This is a genomic window from Delftia sp. ASV31 (assembly GCF_016428765.1).
In the GTDB taxonomy this organism is placed as follows: Bacteria; Pseudomonadota; Gammaproteobacteria; order Burkholderiales; family Burkholderiaceae_C; genus Comamonas; species Comamonas acidovorans.
On record NZ_JAELTK010000102.1, the window covers coordinates 1 to 17,515 of the forward strand.

19 protein-coding genes and 1 tRNA gene are annotated in these 17,515 nt (G+C 67.5%); 11 read left to right on the top strand and 9 right to left on the bottom strand.

All coding sequences use genetic code 11. From position 1 onward, the window contains the following. Positions 1–1,373: class I tRNA ligase family protein (locus tag JHD82_RS25360; protein WP_199139430.1), on the top strand; the 1,373-nt coding region annotated here is incomplete at its 5' end. Positions 1,374–1,384: 11 nt separating this feature from the next. Further along, positions 1,385–2,272, top strand: coding sequence for a UTP--glucose-1-phosphate uridylyltransferase GalU (gene galU, locus JHD82_RS25365; protein ID WP_099734364.1), 888 nt, complete (start codon positions 1,385–1,387; stop codon positions 2,270–2,272). Positions 2,273–2,357: 85 nt separating this feature from the next. Here galU and JHD82_RS25370 read toward each other — a convergent pair whose 3' ends face one another. The 3 genes from JHD82_RS25370 to cysM form a co-directional block, all read right to left on the bottom strand. Continuing rightward, positions 2,358–2,585, bottom strand: coding sequence for a sulfurtransferase TusA family protein (locus JHD82_RS25370; protein WP_012204137.1), 228 nt, complete (start codon positions 2,583–2,585; stop codon positions 2,358–2,360). 26 nt (positions 2,586–2,611) lie between these two features. Next, positions 2,612–3,214, bottom strand: coding sequence for an NUDIX domain-containing protein (locus tag JHD82_RS25375; RefSeq protein WP_141829477.1), 603 nt, complete (start codon positions 3,212–3,214; stop codon positions 2,612–2,614). A gap of 77 nt (positions 3,215–3,291) precedes the next feature. Next, positions 3,292–4,197, bottom strand: a complete 906-nt coding sequence (gene cysM, locus JHD82_RS25380) for a cysteine synthase CysM (RefSeq protein WP_199139432.1) — start codon at positions 4,195–4,197, stop codon at positions 3,292–3,294. A 39-nt stretch (positions 4,198–4,236) separates the two neighbouring features. Between cysM and JHD82_RS25385 the strand changes: the two genes are divergently transcribed. After that, positions 4,237–4,321: transfer RNA gene (locus JHD82_RS25385), tRNA-Leu, on the top strand. Between the two features lie 644 nt (positions 4,322–4,965). Here the strand turns inward: JHD82_RS25385 and JHD82_RS25390 are convergent. Then, complete coding sequence (locus JHD82_RS25390) at positions 4,966–5,187, bottom strand: hypothetical protein (protein WP_012204134.1); 222 nt, start codon at positions 5,185–5,187, stop codon at positions 4,966–4,968. Positions 5,188–5,442: 255 nt separating this feature from the next. Here JHD82_RS25390 and JHD82_RS25395 point away from each other — a divergent pair, with 255 nt between their 5' ends. Both JHD82_RS25395 and JHD82_RS25400 read left to right on the top strand, forming a co-directional pair. Beyond that, positions 5,443–5,820: a CidA/LrgA family protein gene (locus JHD82_RS25395; RefSeq protein ID WP_012204133.1), complete on the top strand. Its 378-nt coding sequence runs from the start codon at positions 5,443–5,445 to the stop codon at positions 5,818–5,820. Continuing rightward, on the top strand, positions 5,817–6,563 hold the full coding sequence (locus JHD82_RS25400; protein ID WP_199139434.1) for an LrgB family protein: 747 nt from the start codon (positions 5,817–5,819) through the stop codon (positions 6,561–6,563). Before JHD82_RS25395 ends, JHD82_RS25400 begins: the two co-directional genes overlap by 4 nt. A 120-nt stretch (positions 6,564–6,683) precedes the next feature. On the opposite strand, the gene JHD82_RS25405 is transcribed toward JHD82_RS25400, so the two are convergent. Beyond that, on the bottom strand, positions 6,684–7,631 hold the full coding sequence (locus tag JHD82_RS25405) for a LysR substrate-binding domain-containing protein (RefSeq protein ID WP_199139436.1): 948 nt from the start codon (positions 7,629–7,631) through the stop codon (positions 6,684–6,686). Between the two features lie 229 nt (positions 7,632–7,860). Here JHD82_RS25405 and JHD82_RS25410 point away from each other — a divergent pair, with 229 nt between their 5' ends. The 3 genes from JHD82_RS25410 (at position 7,861) to JHD82_RS25420 (ending at position 11,606) form a co-directional block, all read left to right on the top strand. Then, a complete protein-coding gene (locus JHD82_RS25410; protein ID WP_199139438.1) occupies positions 7,861–9,057 on the top strand; it encodes an acyl-CoA dehydrogenase in 1,197 nt (398 codons plus the stop codon). Between the two features lie 189 nt (positions 9,058–9,246). Continuing rightward, a complete protein-coding gene (locus JHD82_RS25415; RefSeq protein WP_133072802.1) occupies positions 9,247–10,494 on the top strand; it encodes a CaiB/BaiF CoA-transferase family protein in 1,248 nt (415 codons plus the stop codon). Between the two features lie 137 nt (positions 10,495–10,631). Then, the gene (locus tag JHD82_RS25420) at positions 10,632–11,606 is read left to right on the top strand and encodes a tripartite tricarboxylate transporter substrate binding protein BugE (protein WP_012204128.1); all 975 of its coding nucleotides are present in this window, start codon (positions 10,632–10,634) and stop codon (positions 11,604–11,606) included. A gap of 46 nt (positions 11,607–11,652) precedes the next feature. Here the strand turns inward: JHD82_RS25420 and JHD82_RS25425 are convergent, their stop codons facing one another. Beyond that, a complete protein-coding gene (locus JHD82_RS25425) occupies positions 11,653–12,531 on the bottom strand; it encodes a LysR family transcriptional regulator (protein WP_199139440.1) in 879 nt (292 codons plus the stop codon). 117 nt (positions 12,532–12,648) lie between these two features. Here JHD82_RS25425 and JHD82_RS25430 point away from each other — a divergent pair, with 117 nt between their 5' ends. Together JHD82_RS25430 and JHD82_RS25435 are read left to right on the top strand one after the other, a co-directional pair. Next, entirely contained in the window at positions 12,649–13,110 is a 462-nt protein-coding gene (locus JHD82_RS25430; protein WP_012204126.1) for a nucleoside deaminase, read from the top strand. Between the two features lie 4 nt (positions 13,111–13,114). Then, positions 13,115–14,350 (top strand): cyanate transporter, encoded by a 1,236-nt coding sequence (locus JHD82_RS25435; protein ID WP_199139446.1) that lies wholly within the window; start codon positions 13,115–13,117, stop codon positions 14,348–14,350. Positions 14,351–14,356: 6 nt separating this feature from the next. Here the strand turns inward: JHD82_RS25435 and JHD82_RS25440 are convergent, their stop codons facing one another. The 3 genes from JHD82_RS25440 to JHD82_RS25450 form a co-directional block, all read right to left on the bottom strand. Next, positions 14,357–15,583: a sugar transporter gene (locus tag JHD82_RS25440; protein ID WP_199139442.1), complete on the bottom strand. Its 1,227-nt coding sequence runs from the start codon at positions 15,581–15,583 to the stop codon at positions 14,357–14,359. A gap of 100 nt (positions 15,584–15,683) precedes the next feature. Next, positions 15,684–16,073 (bottom strand): VOC family protein, encoded by a 390-nt coding sequence (locus tag JHD82_RS25445; protein ID WP_012204123.1) that lies wholly within the window; start codon positions 16,071–16,073, stop codon positions 15,684–15,686. 79 nt (positions 16,074–16,152) lie between these two features. Then, a complete protein-coding gene (locus tag JHD82_RS25450; protein ID WP_192366959.1) occupies positions 16,153–16,806 on the bottom strand; it encodes an NAD(P)-dependent oxidoreductase in 654 nt (217 codons plus the stop codon). A 123-nt stretch (positions 16,807–16,929) separates the two neighbouring features. Between JHD82_RS25450 and JHD82_RS25455 the strand changes: the two genes are divergently transcribed. Continuing rightward, on the top strand, positions 16,930–17,515 hold a 586-nt coding region (locus tag JHD82_RS25455), incomplete at its 3' end, for a LysR family transcriptional regulator (RefSeq protein ID WP_199139444.1).

The window sequence follows — 17,515 nt, forward strand, 5'->3', positions numbered from 1 at the left end:
GCTCGGTGCTGGTCACGGGCTACGACATCATCTTCTTCTGGGTCGCCCGGATGATCATGATGACCACGCACTTCACGGGCCGCGTGCCCTTCCGCCATGTCTACATGCATGGCCTGGTGCGTGACGCGCAGGGCAAGAAGATGAGCAAGTCCGAGGGCAACGTGCTCGACCCCGTGGACCTGATCGACGGCATCGACCTGGACACCCTTCTGGACAAGCGCACGCAGGGCCTGCGCCGCCCCGAGACCGCGCCCCAGGTGCGCAAGAACACGCAAAAGGAATTCCCCGAGGGCATTCCCGCCTACGGCGCCGACGCGCTGCGCTTCACCTTCGCGGCCCTGGCCTCGCTGGGCCGCTCCATCAACTTCGACAGCAAGCGCTGCGAGGGCTACCGCAACTTCTGCAACAAGCTGTGGAACGCCAGCCGCTTTGTGCTGATGAACTGCGAAGGCCATGACTGCGGCCTGCTGCCCCACACCAAGGAGCAATGCCAGGCCGGCGGCGAGTTCGCGGGCTACATGCAGTTCAGCCAGCCCGACCGCTGGATCGCCTCGCAGCTGCAGAAGGTCGAGGCCGAAGTGGCCAAGGGCTTTGCCGAATTCCGCCTGGACAACGTGGCCAACGCGCTGTACGACTTCGTCTGGAACGAGTTCTGCGACTGGTACCTGGAAATCGCCAAGGTGCAGATCCAGACCGGCAGCGAGGCCCAGCAGCGCGCCACGCGCCGCACGCTGATCCGCACGCTGGAGGCCATCCTGCGCCTGGCCCACCCCATCATCCCGTTCGTGACCGAAGCCCTGTGGCAGAAGGTCGCCCCGGTCGCCGGCCTGCCCGGCGAGTCCGTGGCCGTGGCCCGCTACCCCGAGGCCCAGCCCGAGAAGATCGACGAGGCCGCCATCGCCTACGTGGGCCGCATCAAGCAGATGATCGACGCCTGCCGCACGCTGCGCGGCGAAATGGGCGTGTCGCCCGCACAGCGCCTGCCGCTGCTGGCCGTGGCCAGCTCGGCCGACGAGGCACAGTTCCTGCGCACCAATGCCGCCGTGCTGCAAAACCTGGCCAAGCTCAGCGAGGTCAAGGTGTTCGACGACGAGGCCGCCTGGGCCGAGGCCGCCCAGGCCGCCCCGGTCTGCGTGGTGGGCGAGGCGCGCTTGGCGCTGTTCGTGGAGATCGACGTGGCCGCCGAAAAGGCCCGCCTGTCCAAGGAAGCCGCACGCCTGGAAGGCGAGATCACCAAGGCCAATGCCAAGCTGGGCAACGAGGCCTTCGTGGCCAAGGCGCCCCCGGCCGTCATCGACCAGGAAAAGAAGCGCGTGGCCGACTTCGGCGCCACGCTGATCCGCATCCAGGAACAACTCGCCCGCCTGGGTTGAAAGATCCGTTTATGAGCACCCAGACCCGTGTCCGCAAAGCCGTGTTTCCCGTTGCCGGGCTCGGCACGCGCTTTCTGCCCGCCACCAAGGCCTCTCCCAAGGAGATGCTGCCCGTGGTGGACAAGCCGCTGATCCAGTACGCCGTGGAAGAGGCCTACGAGGCAGGCATCCGCGACATGATATTCGTCACCGGCCGCAGCAAGCGCGCCATCGAGGACCATTTCGACACCGCCTACGAGCTGGAAAACGAGCTGGAGAACGCCGGCAAGCAGGCCATGCTGGAGCTGGTGCGCAGCATCAGCCCCGCCGACATGAACTGCCTGTTCGTGCGCCAGCCGCGCTCGCTGGGCCTGGGCCATGCCGTGCTGTGCGCCGAGCCGCTGGTGGGCAACGAGCCCTTTGCCGTGCTGCTGGCCGACGACCTGATGGTGGGCGAGCCTGGCGGCCCCGGCGTGATGGCGCAGATGACATCGGCCTTCCACAAGCAGGGCCGCTCACTGCTGGCCGTGCAGGAAGTGCCGCTGGAGCAGACCAAGCGCTACGGCATCGTGGCTGGCGAGCCGGCCGGCGGTTCGCTGATGCGCATCGAGAAGATCGTGGAAAAGCCCGCGCCCGAGAAGGCCCCCTCGCGCATGGGCGTGGCTGGCCGCTACGTGCTGACACCGACCATCTTCGAGGAGATCCGCAACCAGCCCAAGGGCGTGGGCGGCGAGATCCAGCTGACCGACGCCATCGAACGCCTGATGGCCCATGAAGCCGTCTACGCCTTCCAGTACCAGGGCAAGCGCTACGACTGCGGCAGCAAGGAAGGCTTTCTGCAGGCCACGGTGGAACTGGCGCTGCAGCATGAGGATGTGGGCGCGAGCTTCCGCGAATACCTGCAGGGCCTGAGCATCTGAGGCCCGGCCTCAGGGCCGCCCCTGCCCCATGCAAAAGGCCTGCGAAAGCAGGCCTTTTTCTTTGGAGCGAACCGCGTGCAGCCGCTCAGCGCCGGCGCAGGATATGGATGAACTCCGCACCCACGGTCTGCTGCTCCACCAGTTCATTGCCGGTCTGCTTGGCAAAGGCCTGGAAGTCGCGCAGCGAGCCCGTGTCGGTGGCCACCACCTTGAGCAGTTGGCCGCTGTCCAGTTCGGCCAGCGCCTTCTTGGCCTTGAGAATGGGCAGCGGGCAGTTGAGCCCGCGCGTGTCGATTTCCTTGTGAATTTCCATCGGATGCACCTCTTGAGCCTGGGATTCTAGGCGGCATCGCGGCTGAGGCCGGCAGCAGTGTCTTGATCGGCGCGACTCGCTTGTGCCTCCTGGGCCTGCTCGGCACGCTTCCAGAAGTCACGGATCACAGGATCATGCCCCCGGCTGCGCAGCCACTTGGCCAGCGCCATGCCCGTGCCCGAAGGCCAGGCCTGGACTTTCTCGGGCTCCAGCAGTCGGTACTCCAGCAGCTCGGGCGACAGCCGCACCTGGCCGCTGGCGCGCACATGGAAGGCGATGATCACCTGATTCATGCGCAGGAACTCATGCACGCTGATCAACTCCAGCGACTCGGCCTGCAGGCCGGTCTCCTCCGCCACCTCGCGTGCCACGCCCTCCTCGGGCGACTCGCCAGCCTCCATGAAGCCCGTGATCAGGCCGAAGACCTTCTCGGGCCAGGCCGCATTGCGCGCCAGCAGCACCTTGCCGTCCAGCTCCACGATGGCGGCCAGCACCGGCGTGGGATTGTTCCAGTGCGTCCAGCCGCACTCGGGGCAGCGCAGGCGCGATACATCGCCGCCGTCCTCGGCCTGGATCACCCACTGCAGGGGCGTTGCGCAGTGCGTGCAATAGCGGGTTTCATAGTGCATGGGGCTGTTCCTGGTTTTTTGCTGTCCTGGCTCAATGCAAACAGGAAGGCCCGCCGGAAGGCGGGCCTGTCGCTGCGTCAGGCGGGGAAGACGCCCGTGGACAGATAGCGGTCGCCGCGGTCGCAGACCACGAAGACGATGGTGGCGTTGTTCTCGCGCTCGGCAATCTGCTGGGCCACCCAGCACGCGCCCGCCGCCGAGATGCCGGCAAAGATGCCTTCCTCGCGCGCCAGGCGGCGCGCCATGTCCTCGGCATCGTCCTGGCCCACGAGCACGGTCTCGTCGATCAGCGAGGCGTCGTAGATCTTGGGCATGTATTCCTCGGGCCACTTGCGGATGCCGGGGATGCGCGAGCCCTCGGCCGGCTGGGCGCCCACGATGCGGATGGCAGGGTTCTTTTCCTTGAGGAACTTCGCCACGCCGGTGATCGTGCCCGTGGTGCCCATGGCGCTCACGAAATGCGTGATCTCGCCGCCGGTCTGCTCCCACAGCTCGGGACCGGTGGTCTCGTAGTGGATGCGCGGGTTGTCGGGGTTGCCGAACTGGTCGAGCACCACGCCCTTGCCCTGGGCCACCATCTGGTCGGCCAGGTCGCGCGCGTATTCCATGCCGCCGCTCTTGGGCGTGAGGATCAGCTCGGCGCCATAGGCCTTCATCGTCTGGGCACGCTCGATGGACAGGTCCTCGGGCATGATCAGCACCATCCGGTAGCCCTTGATCGTGGCGGCCATGGCCAGCGCAATGCCGGTATTGCCCGAGGTGGCCTCGATCAGCGTGTCGCCGGGCTTGATGTCGCCGCGCTCTTCGGCGCGGCGGATCATCGACAGGGCCGGCCTGTCCTTGACCGAACCGGCCGGGTTGTTGCCTTCCAGCTTGCCCAGCACCACGTTGCCACGTTCCTGGCGAGACTGCGCACCGATGCGCTGCAATGCCACCAGGGGCGTGCAGCCGATGGCGTCTTCGATGGTCGGATAAATTTTCATAGCCTCACACTGTGCCATAATTCGCCCCTGCGCTAAGTAGCCCGGGTGGTGAAATTGGTAGACGCAGGGGACTCAAAATCCCCCGCCGCAAGGCGTGCCGGTTCGATTCCGGCCCCGGGCACCAGAGATTACGTAGCCGAAAAAGCAGTCCCCTGCTTTTTCGGCTATTTCTTTTCCGGCCGCTGTCTTCACAGCGTCCGCACAAACCTCAAGCCCCTTTGCATCCAGCCGTGTTCAACGGCTGCACTGCATTTCAAGGCCTTCCAGCCTGCACCGATCCTGCGTCCTCATGCCTTGGGCGGGATGACGCCTGCGCGCTTTTCGCCGCACCGGGCCCAACCTGTGTACAACTTTGGCATCAACCGCCTCTCAAGGCCTGCCAGGCCTGGACCTTGGCCCATGCTGAAGCCTGCTTGAAGCAGCACCATCCCAGCCCGCAGGCAGGGCTGCAGCCCTGCGTCAAATTCAGCACTTTCCCTCTGAAAACCGACACTTGCACCACCGTAATGCAGCCCTTGCCCAGCGCGGGCACCAGCCCGGTGCGCCCACGGCCTGGGCCTGTAAAAGCCCATGAAAAAAGCCACCCTGAGGTGGCTTTCTTTCTCCACAGATCCATTGAACAACCCTGTGGATAATCAGTGAACAGCAAGTGAACGAGGCGTCCAAGTGCTTGCATTCACTGGCCGCAGGCTAAGCTGCCTGCAAATCAGGCAACCTCCAGATCCAAGGGAAAACCCTCGATTTGGAAGGCGCCTGACACACCTCGCCTCAGGCATCCGTGCGGCGGATCTGCGCGCGCCCTGCCGCCGTGATGTGCCATTGATGGCTGCTGTCCACTTCGACCAGTCCACGCTCGCGCAGCCTCTTGGACAGATGCTCGCGCGCCGCGCTTTCCAGCGACACGGGCTCGCCCATCTCCAGCTTCTTGAGCACTTCGAGTTCATCCACCGTCGGCTCGTACACGGGTGCGTGATATGTGGTTTCGGCCATCGCTACTCCTTCGCAATTCAAAGTCTCATGCCCCAGGACTCTCGGGGGCACGGATGCAAACATAGCCCTGGCCGGGAAGCCGCGCAATCGGTGGCCGCACCTTTTTTCGAGTTGTGGGCGATGATTGCACGCTTTGCGGCGGCGTCCCACAGGCGCCAGGGCCAGGCCCCGGCCTGACAACGGGCGCTCCACGCTCTTGCCGCCCCGCGCCATTGGCCGCTCTCTCACCCATCTGACCCAGGAATTCAGGTTTTCATGCTGTATGCCATCACCGCCTTGTTCGCCTTCCAGTTGCTGGGGGAGGCCATCGTCCAGCTCACGGGGCTGCCGCTTCCGGGCGCGCTCGTGGGCACGCTGCTGCTGCTGGCGGCGCTGCTGCTGCACGGCCGCCTGCCCGAGTCGCTGGAGAAGGCCGCCGGCGTGCTGCTGCAAAACATGATGCTGCTGTTCATTCCCGTCATTGCAGGCGTGATGCTGGAGTTCGACCGGCTGTCGCGCGAATGGCAGCCCTTCGTGATCGCCTGCGTGGCGGGTGCGGCCATTACCTTCCTGGCCACGGCCTTCACCTTCCGCTGGTGCCTGGAGCGCCAGCGCGCCCGCGAAGCGGCCGCCAGCCGGGGAGACAAGGCATGAGCGCGCTCGCCACCCACTGGCAAAGCGCCTGGCAGTCGCTGTCCGGCAATGCCTCCACCGCCCATCTGCCCTGGCTGGTGCTGACCATGGCCGTCTACCTGGCGGCCATGGCGCTGTACCGCCGAAGCGGCAACCATCCGCTCCTGATTCCCGTCTTCACGGCCGTGGTCGTCATCGTGGGCGTGCTGCTGGCCACGGGCACCTCCTATGCCAGCTACCGCAGCGGCGTCTCGCTGCTGGGGCTGCTGATCGGCCCGGCCACCGTCGCGCTGGCAATTCCGCTGTACGCCCAGCGCGAGCGCATACTCGCGCTGTGGCTGCCCATCAGCGTGGCCCTGGCCGTGGGCTGCGTGGTGGCGTTGCTGTCGGCACTGCTGATCGGCTGGAGCCTGGGTGCCACGGTGCAGACGCTGGTGGCGCTGGCGCCCAAGTCAGCCACCATTCCCATCGCCCTGCCCATGGCCGAGCGCTTTGGCGGGCCGGCCTCGCTGGCGGCCGTGGCCGTGGCCATCACCGGCATTGCGGGCACGATGATGGCGCCGCTGCTGATCCGCCTGGTGCGCAGCGATGACCCGGCCGTGCAGGGTTTTGCCCTGGGTCTTACGGCCCACGCCATCGGCACGGCACGCGCGCTGCAGGTGAATCCGACCATGGGCGCCTTCTCGGCCCTGGCCATGGGCCTGAACGGCGTGGCCACGGCCGTGGTCATGCCGCTGTGCCTGGCCGTGCTGCCCTGGTTTTGAGCGCGATTGCGGGTTTTCCCCAGAGACACCCCCACAAGCCTGTGGACAAGCGCCGCCAGCAGCAAGGATAAGGCAGTTAAGTGACTGTCATCGTTGAACAATCCAAAGCCTGCTTAATTTTCAGGCAGGCCGATGCTCCCTGGCGCGCTGCTGCAGCCATGAAGAGAACACGCGCAGGGCGGGCGCGGGCTGCGCATCGGGCGCCAGGGCCGGCGTGACCAGGTAGTAGGCACGGTTGCCGCGCAGCGGCTGGGGGCAGGCAATGATGAGGTCGCCGCGCGCCAGTTCCTGCTCGATCAGCATGGGCGGCATCAGCGCCACGCCCAGGCCCTGGCTGGCCGCCACGGCCAGCATGGAGAACAGCTCCAGCCGCATGCCGTCCAGCGCGCGCGGCGCGGCCACGCCCATGGCATCGAACCACTGCTGCCAGCCGTAGGGCCGCGTGCTTTGCTGCAGCAGCGGCATCCGGGCCACGATGTCCGCCCCCACAGGCAGCCAGGCCCGGCCCGGCTCGCGCGCCTGGGCCGTGGCCAGCAGTTGCGGGCTGCACACGGGCACCACCTCTTCGTCCATCAGCCACTGCGCCTGCACGCCGGGCCAGCGCGCCACCTGCTCGGGCGTGCCCGCGTAGAGCGCGGCGTCGAACACGGTATCGGCAAACAGGAAGGGCCGCGTCTGCACGTCGATGTGCACCGTGACCTCGGGATGCTCGCGCGCCAGCTGCGGCAGGCGCGGCACCAGCCAGCGCGTGGCGAAGGTGGGCACGGCCGCCAGGTTGAGCGGGCCGCCTTCGCCCTGGTGGGCCATGATGTCCAGCGTGTCGCGCTCCAGGCCGTGCAGCCAGCGCGAGACCTGCTGGGCGTACTGCGTGCCCGCCTCCGTCAGCAGCACGCCGTGGCGCGTGCGCCGGAACAGCTGCACGCCCAGGAACTCCTCCAGCGCAATGATCTGGCGCGATACCGCGCTTTGCGTGAGCGACAGTTCCTGCGCCGCACGCGTGTAGCTGATGTGGCGGGCGGCCGACTCGAAGCAGGCTAGGGCTTGGGTGGATGGCAGGGCTCTACGCATATCTCATGAATTCAATGCACTTCAGAGCCTCACATCATAGGGAATAACCCGCAACAACCCATTCATACATGCGTTTTACGCATTCATGGATGAACAAACATCGTTTGCGCCACGCGCAGGCCCGCTTCTAAGATGCGTCGCAACAACGCTCCATGGCCACAGCCTGCCCGGCTTTGGCATATGGCAGCGACCCGCCCTTGACCTCTTTGTTTTTTGGAGAAACCACGCCATGGCCCGCAACAGCTTCCAATGGGATGACCCCTTCCAGCTCGACCAGCAACTGAGCGAAGACGAGCGCATGATCCGCGACGCGGCCCATGCCTACTGCCAGGAGAAGCTGGTCCCCCGCGTGCTGGAAATGTTCCGCCACGAAAAGTCCGACGTGAGCATCTTCCGCGAGATGGGCGAGCTGGGCCTGCTGGGCCCCACCATCCCCACGCAATACGGCGGCGCGGGCCTGAACTACGTCAGCTACGGCCTGGTGGCGCGCGAGATCGAGCGCGTGGACTCGGGCTACCGCTCCATGGCCAGCGTGCAAAGCTCGCTGGTGATGGTGCCCATCAATGAATTCGGCACCGAAGACCAGAAGAACAGGTACCTGCCCAAGCTGGCCAGCGGCGAGTTCATCGGCTGCTTCGGCCTGACCGAGCCCGACCACGGTTCCGACCCCGGCAGCATGTCCAGCCGCGCCTACAAGGTGGACGGCGGCTACCGCCTCAAGGGCAACAAGATGTGGATCACCAACAGCCCCGTGGCCGACGTGTTCGTGGTGTGGGCCAAGGAAGTGACCGAGGACGGCCATGTGGGCGAGATCCGCGGCTTCATCCTGGACAAGGGCATGAAGGGCCTGTCGGCCCCGGCCATCCACGGCAAGGTGGGCCTGCGCGCCTCCATCACGGGCGAGATCGTGATGGACGACGTCTTCGTTCCCGAGGAAAACGCCTTCCCCGAAGTGCGCGGCCTCAAGGGCCCCTTCACCTGCCTGAACAGCGCACGCTTCGGCATCGCCTGGGGCGCCCTGGGCGCAGCCGAGTTCTGCTGGCACACGGCGCGCCAGTACACGCTGGACCGCAAGCAGTTCGGCCGCCCCCTGGCCGCCAACCAGCTGATCCAGAAGAAGCTGGCCGACATGCAGACCGAGATCACCCTGGGCCTGCAGGCCGCGCTGCGCGTGGGCCGCATGAAGGACGAGCACCAGAACGTGATCGAGATCACCTCGCTGATCAAGCGCAACAACTGCGGCAAGTCGCTGGACATTGCCCGCATGGCGCGCGACATGATGGGTGGCAACGGCATCAGCGACGAGTTCGGCGTGGCCCGCCACCTGGTCAACCTGGAAGTGGTCAACACCTACGAGGGCACGCACGATGTGCATGCGCTGATCCTGGGCCGTGCCCAGACCGGCATCGCAGCTTTTGCCAACTGACCCCCTGAGGCGCTTCGCGCCTTCCCCCTTCTCGCTTCGCGGAGGGGGACGACGCCCTCGCCGCGAGGCGGCTCTTGCTCGGCGTCTCTCGCTTGGGCAGCGTCCGTCTCGCACGCTATGGGGGATGGAAGCTCAAGCACTCAGCTGAACTACCAGCGGCATCGGGCGCGCTCATATTTCTTCCCTCTCATGTCCTCCACATCCTCCGCGCCGGCCGCATTGGCTGGCATCAAGGTGCTTGATCTTTCCCGCGTGCTGGCCGGGCCCTGGTGCACGCAGACGCTGGCCGACCTGGGTGCCGATGTGATCAAGGTCGAGCGGCCCGTGGCCGGCGACGACACGCGCCACTGGGGGCCTCCGTTCCTGGCGCGCGACGATGGCCAGGCGACGCAGGAGGCCAGCTATTTCACGGCCTGCAACCGCAACAAGCGCTCGGTCACCATCGACATGTCCACCCCCGACGGGCAGCAGCTGATTCGCCAGATGGCGGCCGGGGCCGACGTGCTGGTGGAGAACTTCAAGGTCGGTGGCCTGGCGCAGTACGGGCTGGACTACGAAAGCCTCAAGGCGCTCAACCCGCGCCTGATCTATTGCTCGGTCACGGGTTTCGGCCAGACCGGCCCGTATGCCGAGCGCGCGGGCTACGACCTCATGGTGCAGGCCATGTGCGGGCTGATGAGCATCACCGGCCATGCCGACGAGGCGCCCGGAGGCGGCCCGCTCAAGGTGGGCGTGGCCGTGATCGACGTCTTCACGGGCCTGTATGCCAGCAATGCCATCCTGGCCGCGCTGCATGCACGCCAGGCCTCGGGCCGGGGCCAGCACATCGACATGGCCCTGCTCGACGTGGGCATGGCCGTGCTGGCCAACCAGGCCGCCGGCTTTCTGGCCACGGGCGAATCGCCGGGCCGCGCCGGCAACATCCACCCCAGCCTGGCGCCCTACCAGGACTTCGCCACGGCCAACGGCAACGTGCTGCTGGCCATTGGCAATGACGGGCAGTTCGCGCGCTTTTGCGCCGCCGTCGGCGAAGCCGGCTGGGCGCAGGACGAGCGCTTTGCCACCAACACCGCGCGCGTGCGCAATCGCCAGGCGCTGCTGGAGCGGATGGTGCCCCTCATGAAGACACGCGGCACGGCCGAATGGATTGCGCTGCTGGAAGACAAGGCCGTGCCCTGCGGCCCCATCAACACCATCGCCCAGGCCTTCGATGACCCGCAGGTGCGCGCACGCGGCATACGCGTTGAGCTGCCGCGCGAGGCCGGCGACGGCATCTCGCGCATCGCCGGCGTGGCCAGCCCCATGCGCCTGAGCGATACCCCGCCCGTGCTGCGCAGCGCACCGCCCTCCCTGGGCCAGCACACCGATGAAGTGCTGGGCGAGCTGGGCATTGCGCCCATGGCCATCCAGGCGCTGCGCTCGCGCGGCGTGGTCTGATCGCCAGCGCCGCGCAGCACCGCCTCCACATTTCTCAGCCCAAGCACCGCCATACGAATGTCCTAACGAATCCCGCCCTCCCACCCGTCGGTGCCTCACAACAAACGTCCACAACATCCATTCAAGGAGACAACACCATGACTCACACCTCCCGCATCGCGCTCGCCGGCATCCTCGGCGCCCTTGCGCTTTCGGGCGCAGCCCATGCCCAGGGCTACCCCACCAAGCCCATCAAGCTGCTCGTGCCCTTCGCGGCCGGCGGCACCACCGACCTGATCGCGCGCATCGTGGCCGAACCGCTGGGCCGTGCCCTGGGACAGCCCGTGGTGGTCGAGAACAAGGGCGGCGGCGGCGGCAGCATCGGCGCGGCCGAGACGGCGCGCTCCCAGCCCGATGGCTACAGCCTGGGCATTGCCACCGTGTCCACCACAGCCACCAACCCGGCGATCAACCCCAAGATCCCGTACAACGTGCTGACCGACTTCACGCCCATCGTGAACATCGCGGCCACGCCCAACATCATTGCGGCCAACCCCAAGTTCGCGGGCAAGAACTACCAGGAGTTCCTGGCCGAGGTGAAGAAGAACCCCGGCAAGTACTCCTACGCCTCGCCCGGCAACGGCAGCATCACCCATCTGATGATGGAGATGTTCAAGCTGTCCACGGGCACCGACATCACCCACGTGCCCTACCGTGGCAGCGGCCCCGCGCTGAACGACGCCGTGGCCGGCCAGGTTCCGCTGATCTTCGACAACCTGCCCTCCGCCCTGGGCTTCGTCAAGGAAAAGCGCCTGGTGCCCATCGTGGTGGCCGCGCCCCAGCGCCTGGCCGCCCTGCCCGATGTGCCCACCTTCAAGGAAGTGGGCCTGGCCCCCGTCAACCGCATGGCCTACTACGGCATCGTCGGCCCCAAGAACCTGCCGCGCGACATCGTGGACAAGGTCAACGCCGCCACGCGCAAGGTGCTGCAGGACCCGGCCATCAAGAAGCGCATCGAGGAAACCGGCTCGCTGATCGTGGCCGACACGCCCGAGCATTTCTTTGAAGAGATCAAGGCCGAACTGGCGGTCTACAAGGACGTGGTGCAAAAGCAGAACCTGACGATGGATTGAGCCTGCGCGTCACCCACCGACCATCCCCGCCACGGCGGGGATTTTTTCAGGCTTCGCCAGCGGCAGGCGACAGCAACGCCTCGCACACCTCACACAGGCGCTCAGCCAGACGCCGGCCCGGCGCCGACAGCTGGGCGCGCACGTGCAGTGCCACTTCCACATCAGGCACGGGGGCGAAGCCGGCCATGCCATCGAGCAGGCGGTGGCAGGGCCCGACCAGCCTGCGCGGCAGCAGGCTGATGCCCAGGCCCTGCTCCACGGCGGCTTCCATGCTGGCTAGGCTGGCGCTCACATAGGCCAGGCGCCAGCGCCGGCCGGCGGCATCCAGCGCATGCGTCATCTCGCTGCGGTACAGGCCGCCCTGCGGAAATACCACCAGGGGCAAGGGATCCATCCCGTGGCAGGGATGCCGCGCACTGTCTATCCAGGCCAGCGGTTCGGGCCAGCGCGCCATGCCGGGCGTGCTGCCGCTGCGCTGCTTGACGATGGCCAGGTCCAGCTCGCCGGCCTGCAGTTGCTGCCATATCGCCTGCGACAACCCGCTGGTCAGCTCCAGGCGCAACTGCGGCTGGCTGCGCGCCAGCGCGCCCAAGGCGGGCATCAAGGCATGGCCGGCAAAGTCCTCTGGTACGCCGATGCGCAGCACGGCTTCGGTGGCGCCAGCCAACTGCTCCACGGCCTCGTCCATGAGCGCGAGGATGCGTTGCGCATAGGCCAGCAAGCGCTCTCCTTCCAGCGTGCATTCCACATGGCGCCCGCTGCGGTCCAGCAGCGTGCAGCCCATTTGCTCCTCCAGCCTGCGGATCTGCTGGCTGACCGTGGACTGGGTCAGGTGCACGCCCTGCGCCGCGCGCGTGAAGCTGCCGGTTTCGGCCACGGCGCAGAAGCTGCGCAACAGGGTGGGGTCTATGGAAGAGGGTTGCATGGGGCGTGGGCGGATTTCAGTGGCTTTGTCACTGCCCGGCATTTGATCATTTAATTTTCCAATTGATGGCCCCCGTCCTAGACTGCGGCCTCAGCTCCCGATTGCCCAGCCATCCCCATGCAAGAACAAGAACACATCCGCCTGCTGCGCCATGCCGTGCAGCTGGCGCACGACAACCGCCTGCGGGGCGGCCGGCCCTTCGGCGCCCTGCTCGCGCGCGAGGGGCAGATCCTGTCCACGGGCGTCAACGAGATCGTGCAAAGCCATGACCCCAGCGCCCATGCCGAAATGCAGGCGCTGCGCGCAGGCACGCGCGCCCAGGCCAACCCCAGCCTGGCTGGCTGCACCATCTACGCCAGCGGCCACCCCTGCCCCATGTGCCTGGCGGCGCTGGTGATGGCCGGGGCCGAGCAGGTTTTCTTCGCCTTCGACAACGCGGATGCCCAGCCTTACGGCCTGTCCAGCGAAGGCGCCTACCAGCGGCTGCGCATGCCGCTGCAGCCGCCACCGCTGCCCCTGACGCGGCTGGACACGGGCATCACGGCGGCCCAGCTGTATGGCAACGCCCCCTGGGCCTGAAGCCATGTCGTCCATTGCGCCTGCACGCACCGAGGCGCCTGCCGCAGCGCACGCCATTCCAACGGCGCTGTGGCTGGCCACCGTGGTCCTGGTCACGCTGAACCTGCGCCCGTTTCTCACGGCCATCGGCCCGCTGGGCCCGCAGATACAGTCCGCCACCGGCATGGATCTGTCCACGCTGTCCTGGCTGACGCTGCTGCCCATGGCGTTGATGGGCGTGGGCGCCTGGCTGGCCCCGGCCGCGCTGCGGCGCCTGGGTCCGCGCCGCGCCGTGGTCGGATCCTTGGCGGTGATTGCGCTGGGCTGCGCGCTGCGCGTGGCGGGCTCCAGTGCGGCCACCCTGCTGGCCACGGCCGCGCTGTGCGGCGCTGGCGTGGCCCTGGTGCAAGGCGTGCTGCCGGGCCTGATCAAGCGCCAGTCGCCCACGCGCATGGCCCAGATGATGGGGCTGTACTCGGCCGCGCTCATGGGCGGCGGGGCGCTCGGTGCCCAGATTTCGCCGCTGGCCGTGCAATGGGGACTGGACTGGCGCTTTGCGCTGGCGCTCTGGACTGCGCCCGCCCTGCTGGGCCTGGTGCTGGCGCGGCATGCGCTGCGCGCGTTGCCGGGTCCGGCGCCCATGGCAGCCCATGCCTCGCAAGACACCGGCTGGCTGCGCCTGCGCCCGCGCACCTGGCTGCTGATGGCCTGCTTCGGCCTCATCAATGGCGGCTATGCGGCCATGGTGGCCTGGCTTGCGCCCTTCTACCAGACGCACGGCTGGAGCCCCGCGCAAAGCGGCGGCCTGGTGGCCCTGCTGTCGGTGGCCCAGGCCAGCGCCGCGCTGGGACTGCCCGTGCTGGCTTCGCGCCATGCCGACCGGCGGCCATGGCTGGGGTTCACGCTGCTGTGCCAGATCATCGGCCTAGCCGCGCTGGCCTGGTGGCCTGATGCGGCGCCGCTGCTCAACATCGTCATCCTCGGCATCGGCCTGGGTGGCTGCTTCGCGCTGATGATGGTGGTGGCGCTGGACCATCTTCCCCACCCCACGCAGGCCGGTGCGCTCAACGCGCTGATGCAGGGCGGCGGCTTTCTGATTGCGGCGCTGGCGCCCTATGTGATCGCCCGGCTGCACCAGTTCACGGGCGGATTCGGCGCCGGCTGGCTGGCCCAGATGGCCGCCGTGCTCGTGGTCTGCGTGCTGGTGTCACGCCTGGCGCCGCAGCGCTACGCCCAGGCCATGCGGGCACCCGGCGGCTGACCCGCTTCAGTGCGCCGATGCCTGGAAGCCGGCCGACCAGCGCACGAAGGCCCAGATGCACCAGGCCAGGCCCAGCGCCACCAGGCCGCCGCCGATCCAGCCGATGTTCTGCATGCCCGCGTGCATGCTGACCTGGCTGCCCAGCAGCGCACCGCCGCCAATGCCGATGTTGAAGATGCCCGAGAACATGGACATGCCCACGTCGGTGGCGTCGGCCGCCAGCTTGAGCACCTGGGACTGCATGGCCAGGGCGAAGCAGATCATGGCGACACCCCAGACCGAGCTCATCACGTAGAGCGATGCCTCATGGCCCGAGGCCGGCACCAGCATCAGCAGGCTGGCCGACAGCACGCCAATGGCGGCCAGCAGAAAGCCGCGCGGATGGCGCAGCCCCCACCAGCTGAACATCACGCTGCCCACGATGCCCATGCCGCCGTACAGCAGCAGCACGGCCGTGGTCACCTTGCCCTCGAAGCCCGCGATGTCCTGCACGAAGGGCTCGATATAGCTGTAGGCCGTGAACTGCCCGGTGATCACGACCACCAGCAGGATGTAGATGGACAGCAGCGCCGGGCGGCGCAGCAGCATGGGCACGCTGGCCAGGTTGCCCGCGTTCTCGCTGGGCAGGCGCGGCAGCAGCCGGGCCAGCGCCACCATGACAATGGCGGCCACCCCGCCCACGGCCAGGAACGTCGTGCGCCAGCCCAGCCATTCGCCCACGATGCGGCCCAGCGGAATGCCCAGCACCATGGCCATGGAGGTGCCGGTGGCCAGCAGGCTCAGCGCCACGGCCTTTCTGCCGGGCGGCGCCACGCGCACGGCCAGCGAGGCGGTGATGGACCAGAACACCGCGTGCGACAGCGCAATGCCGATGCGGCTGACCATGAGCGAGGCAAAGCTCCAGGCCACGCCCGACAGCACATGGCTGGCCACGAACAGCGCGAACACTCCCATCAGCAGCTTGCGCCGCTCCACATTGCGCGTGAGCAGCATGAAGGGCAGCGAGGCCAGGGCCACGATCCAGGCATAGATAGTCAGCATCAGCCCGACCTGCTCGGTGGGCATGCCAAAGCTCTCGCCAATGCTGCTGAGCAGGCCCACGGGCACGAACTCGGTGGTATTGAAGACGAAGGCGCCCAGCGCCAGCGCAATCACGCTGAGCCAGGCCTGGGCGGCCGTGGGTGTGGATGACGCGGAAACGGAGCCGGCCGCAGCGGAAACGGAAGGGGGCATGGGGAACGTGGGGCCTTTTTTGTTGCAGCGCAATATTGTGCTGCGCCATGCGACCGCCTGATGTCAGCTGCCGCGCAGGCCCCAGTGCCGCCAGGGGGACTCAGGCGGGCGGCAGGTGGCAGACCGCCTCGATGTTGTGGCCGTCGGGGTCGAGCACAAAGGCCGCGTAATAGTCGTCGTGGTAGTGCGGTCGCAGGCCGGGCTCGCCGTTGCAGCGCCCGCCTGCCGCCAGGGCCGCAGCATGGAAATCATCGACCATGTGGCGGTTGTCCACGCGGAAGGCCACATGGATGGGCGGCTGGTTGGGCGTGCCCCCGCTGATCCAGAAATCGGGCTTGGGCGGCTCGCCGAAGCCCGCAGTGTCCGTATGGCCCGTGACTTCGGCAGAAAGCTCCATGAGGATTTCATAGCCCAGCGGCGCCAGGGCGCGTGCATAGAAATCCTTGCTGCGCTCGAAGTCCGATACGAGGATTCCCGTGTGGTCGATCATGGCTGTGCTCCTGCCTGTTCATGACGGACACCAGCATGCCATGGAGACCGCTGCGGCACCAGTGGACTGGCGCAGGTGTTCAGTAAGCGACGGTGAAACGCTGGCGCAGGTGCAGGTCCTTGTCCAGCGCGTCGACCAGGGCCACGGCCAGGTCCGCTGCCGAAATCGTGCCGGGCTGGCCATCGGCCTGCATCAGCGGCTCATCCTTGCCCGTGCGGTATTGGCCTGTGCGTTCGCCATGGTCGCCCAGGTGCAGGGCAATGGGCGGGCTCAGCATCGTCCAGTCCAGGCCCTGCTCCTTTTGCAGATCGTTGAGGGCATCGCGGGCAGCCGAGGCGCCGGGCTTGATGGCGGCCGGGAACTCGGGCGTGTCCACCAGTTGCTTGCCGGGTGCGATGTAGAGGCTGCCTGCGCCGCCGACCACCAGGTAGCGCTTGATGCCGGCCGCCTTGGTGCCCGCCACGATGGCGCGCGAGCCGCGCATGAAGTCCTCATAGATGTCGGGATTGCCCCAGCCCGCGTTGTAGGCGCTGACCACGGCGTCCGCGCCCGCCACGGCGCGCTGCACGGCGGCGGCGTCCAGTACATCGGCCTGCACGGCCTGCAGCCGCGGCTGGGCCGCCAGCTTGGCGGGGTCGCGCACCAGGGCCACGACCTCATGGCCGCGCTGCAGCAGCTCCTTCAATACCGCCGAACCCACAAAACCGGTTGCGCCAATCAATGCCACTTTCATCTTCGGTCCTTTATGGCGCCAGGGCGCCTGTTCACGATGGCATTGAGATTACGCCGTTCACAATGCGTGCGGTAGACGGCAATTTTTACCAAGACCTTGAAGTGCAGCTTCACAATACAGCCCATGGATGACTACAAACGCATGGCCGTTTTCGCCGCCGTGGTGCAGCACGGCTCCATGAGCGCCGCCGCGCGTGCCCTGGGCATGAGCCCCTCGGCCGTGAGCCAGCAGGTGCGCCAGCTCGAACGCGATGGCGGCGTCACCCTGCTGCACCGCTCCACCCGGCAGATCGCGCTGACCGACACGGGCGAGCGCTACTACCAGCAGTGCGCCGCCATGGCCCAGGCCGCCAGCCAGGCGCGGGCCGAGCTGGCGGCCGCGCGCGACGAGCCCGGCGGCGAGCTGCGCCTGTCAGCCACCGTGGGCTTTGCCCGCCACATCGCGCCGGCCCTGGGCCACTGGCTGGCCCGGCACCCCGCACTGCGCCTGCACCTGGATGTGGACGACGCGCCCATCGACCTCATACAAAGCCGCATCGACCTGGCCTTGCGCTTCGGCCGGCTGGCCGATTCCGGCTGGGCCGCCCGGCGCCTGGGCGCCATGCGCAACTGGCTGTGCGCCTCGCCCGCATGGATACAGGCCCAGGGTGGCAGCGCGGCCTGGCGCCACCCGGCACCGCTGGCCAGCATGCGCTGGCTGGGCCTGGCGC

Bases quoted from the DNA above. Each gene is read 5' to 3' on its own strand.
- galU (WP_099734364.1), top strand. From the start codon at position 1,385: ATGAGCACCCAGACCCGTGTCCGCAAAGCCGTGTTTCCCGTTGCCGGG.
- JHD82_RS25370 (WP_012204137.1), bottom strand. From the start codon at position 2,585: ATGGAAATTCACAAGGAAATCGACACGCGCGGGCTCAACTGCCCGCTG.
- JHD82_RS25375 (WP_141829477.1), bottom strand. From the start codon at position 3,214: ATGCACTATGAAACCCGCTATTGCACGCACTGCGCAACGCCCCTGCAG.
- cysM (WP_199139432.1), bottom strand. From the start codon at position 4,197: ATGAAAATTTATCCGACCATCGAAGACGCCATCGGCTGCACGCCCCTG.
- JHD82_RS25390 (WP_012204134.1), bottom strand. From the start codon at position 5,187: ATGGCCGAAACCACATATCACGCACCCGTGTACGAGCCGACGGTGGAT.
- JHD82_RS25395 (WP_012204133.1), top strand. From the start codon at position 5,443: ATGCTGTATGCCATCACCGCCTTGTTCGCCTTCCAGTTGCTGGGGGAG.
- JHD82_RS25400 (WP_199139434.1), top strand. From the start codon at position 5,817: ATGAGCGCGCTCGCCACCCACTGGCAAAGCGCCTGGCAGTCGCTGTCC.
- JHD82_RS25405 (WP_199139436.1), bottom strand. From the start codon at position 7,631: ATGCGTAGAGCCCTGCCATCCACCCAAGCCCTAGCCTGCTTCGAGTCG.
- JHD82_RS25410 (WP_199139438.1), top strand. From the start codon at position 7,861: ATGGCCCGCAACAGCTTCCAATGGGATGACCCCTTCCAGCTCGACCAG.
- JHD82_RS25415 (WP_133072802.1), top strand. From the start codon at position 9,247: ATGTCCTCCACATCCTCCGCGCCGGCCGCATTGGCTGGCATCAAGGTG.
- JHD82_RS25420 (WP_012204128.1), top strand. From the start codon at position 10,632: ATGACTCACACCTCCCGCATCGCGCTCGCCGGCATCCTCGGCGCCCTT.
- JHD82_RS25425 (WP_199139440.1), bottom strand. From the start codon at position 12,531: ATGCAACCCTCTTCCATAGACCCCACCCTGTTGCGCAGCTTCTGCGCC.
- JHD82_RS25430 (WP_012204126.1), top strand. From the start codon at position 12,649: ATGCAAGAACAAGAACACATCCGCCTGCTGCGCCATGCCGTGCAGCTG.
- JHD82_RS25435 (WP_199139446.1), top strand. From the start codon at position 13,115: ATGTCGTCCATTGCGCCTGCACGCACCGAGGCGCCTGCCGCAGCGCAC.
- JHD82_RS25440 (WP_199139442.1), bottom strand. From the start codon at position 15,583: ATGCCCCCTTCCGTTTCCGCTGCGGCCGGCTCCGTTTCCGCGTCATCC.
- JHD82_RS25445 (WP_012204123.1), bottom strand. From the start codon at position 16,073: ATGATCGACCACACGGGAATCCTCGTATCGGACTTCGAGCGCAGCAAG.
- JHD82_RS25450 (WP_192366959.1), bottom strand. From the start codon at position 16,806: ATGAAAGTGGCATTGATTGGCGCAACCGGTTTTGTGGGTTCGGCGGTA.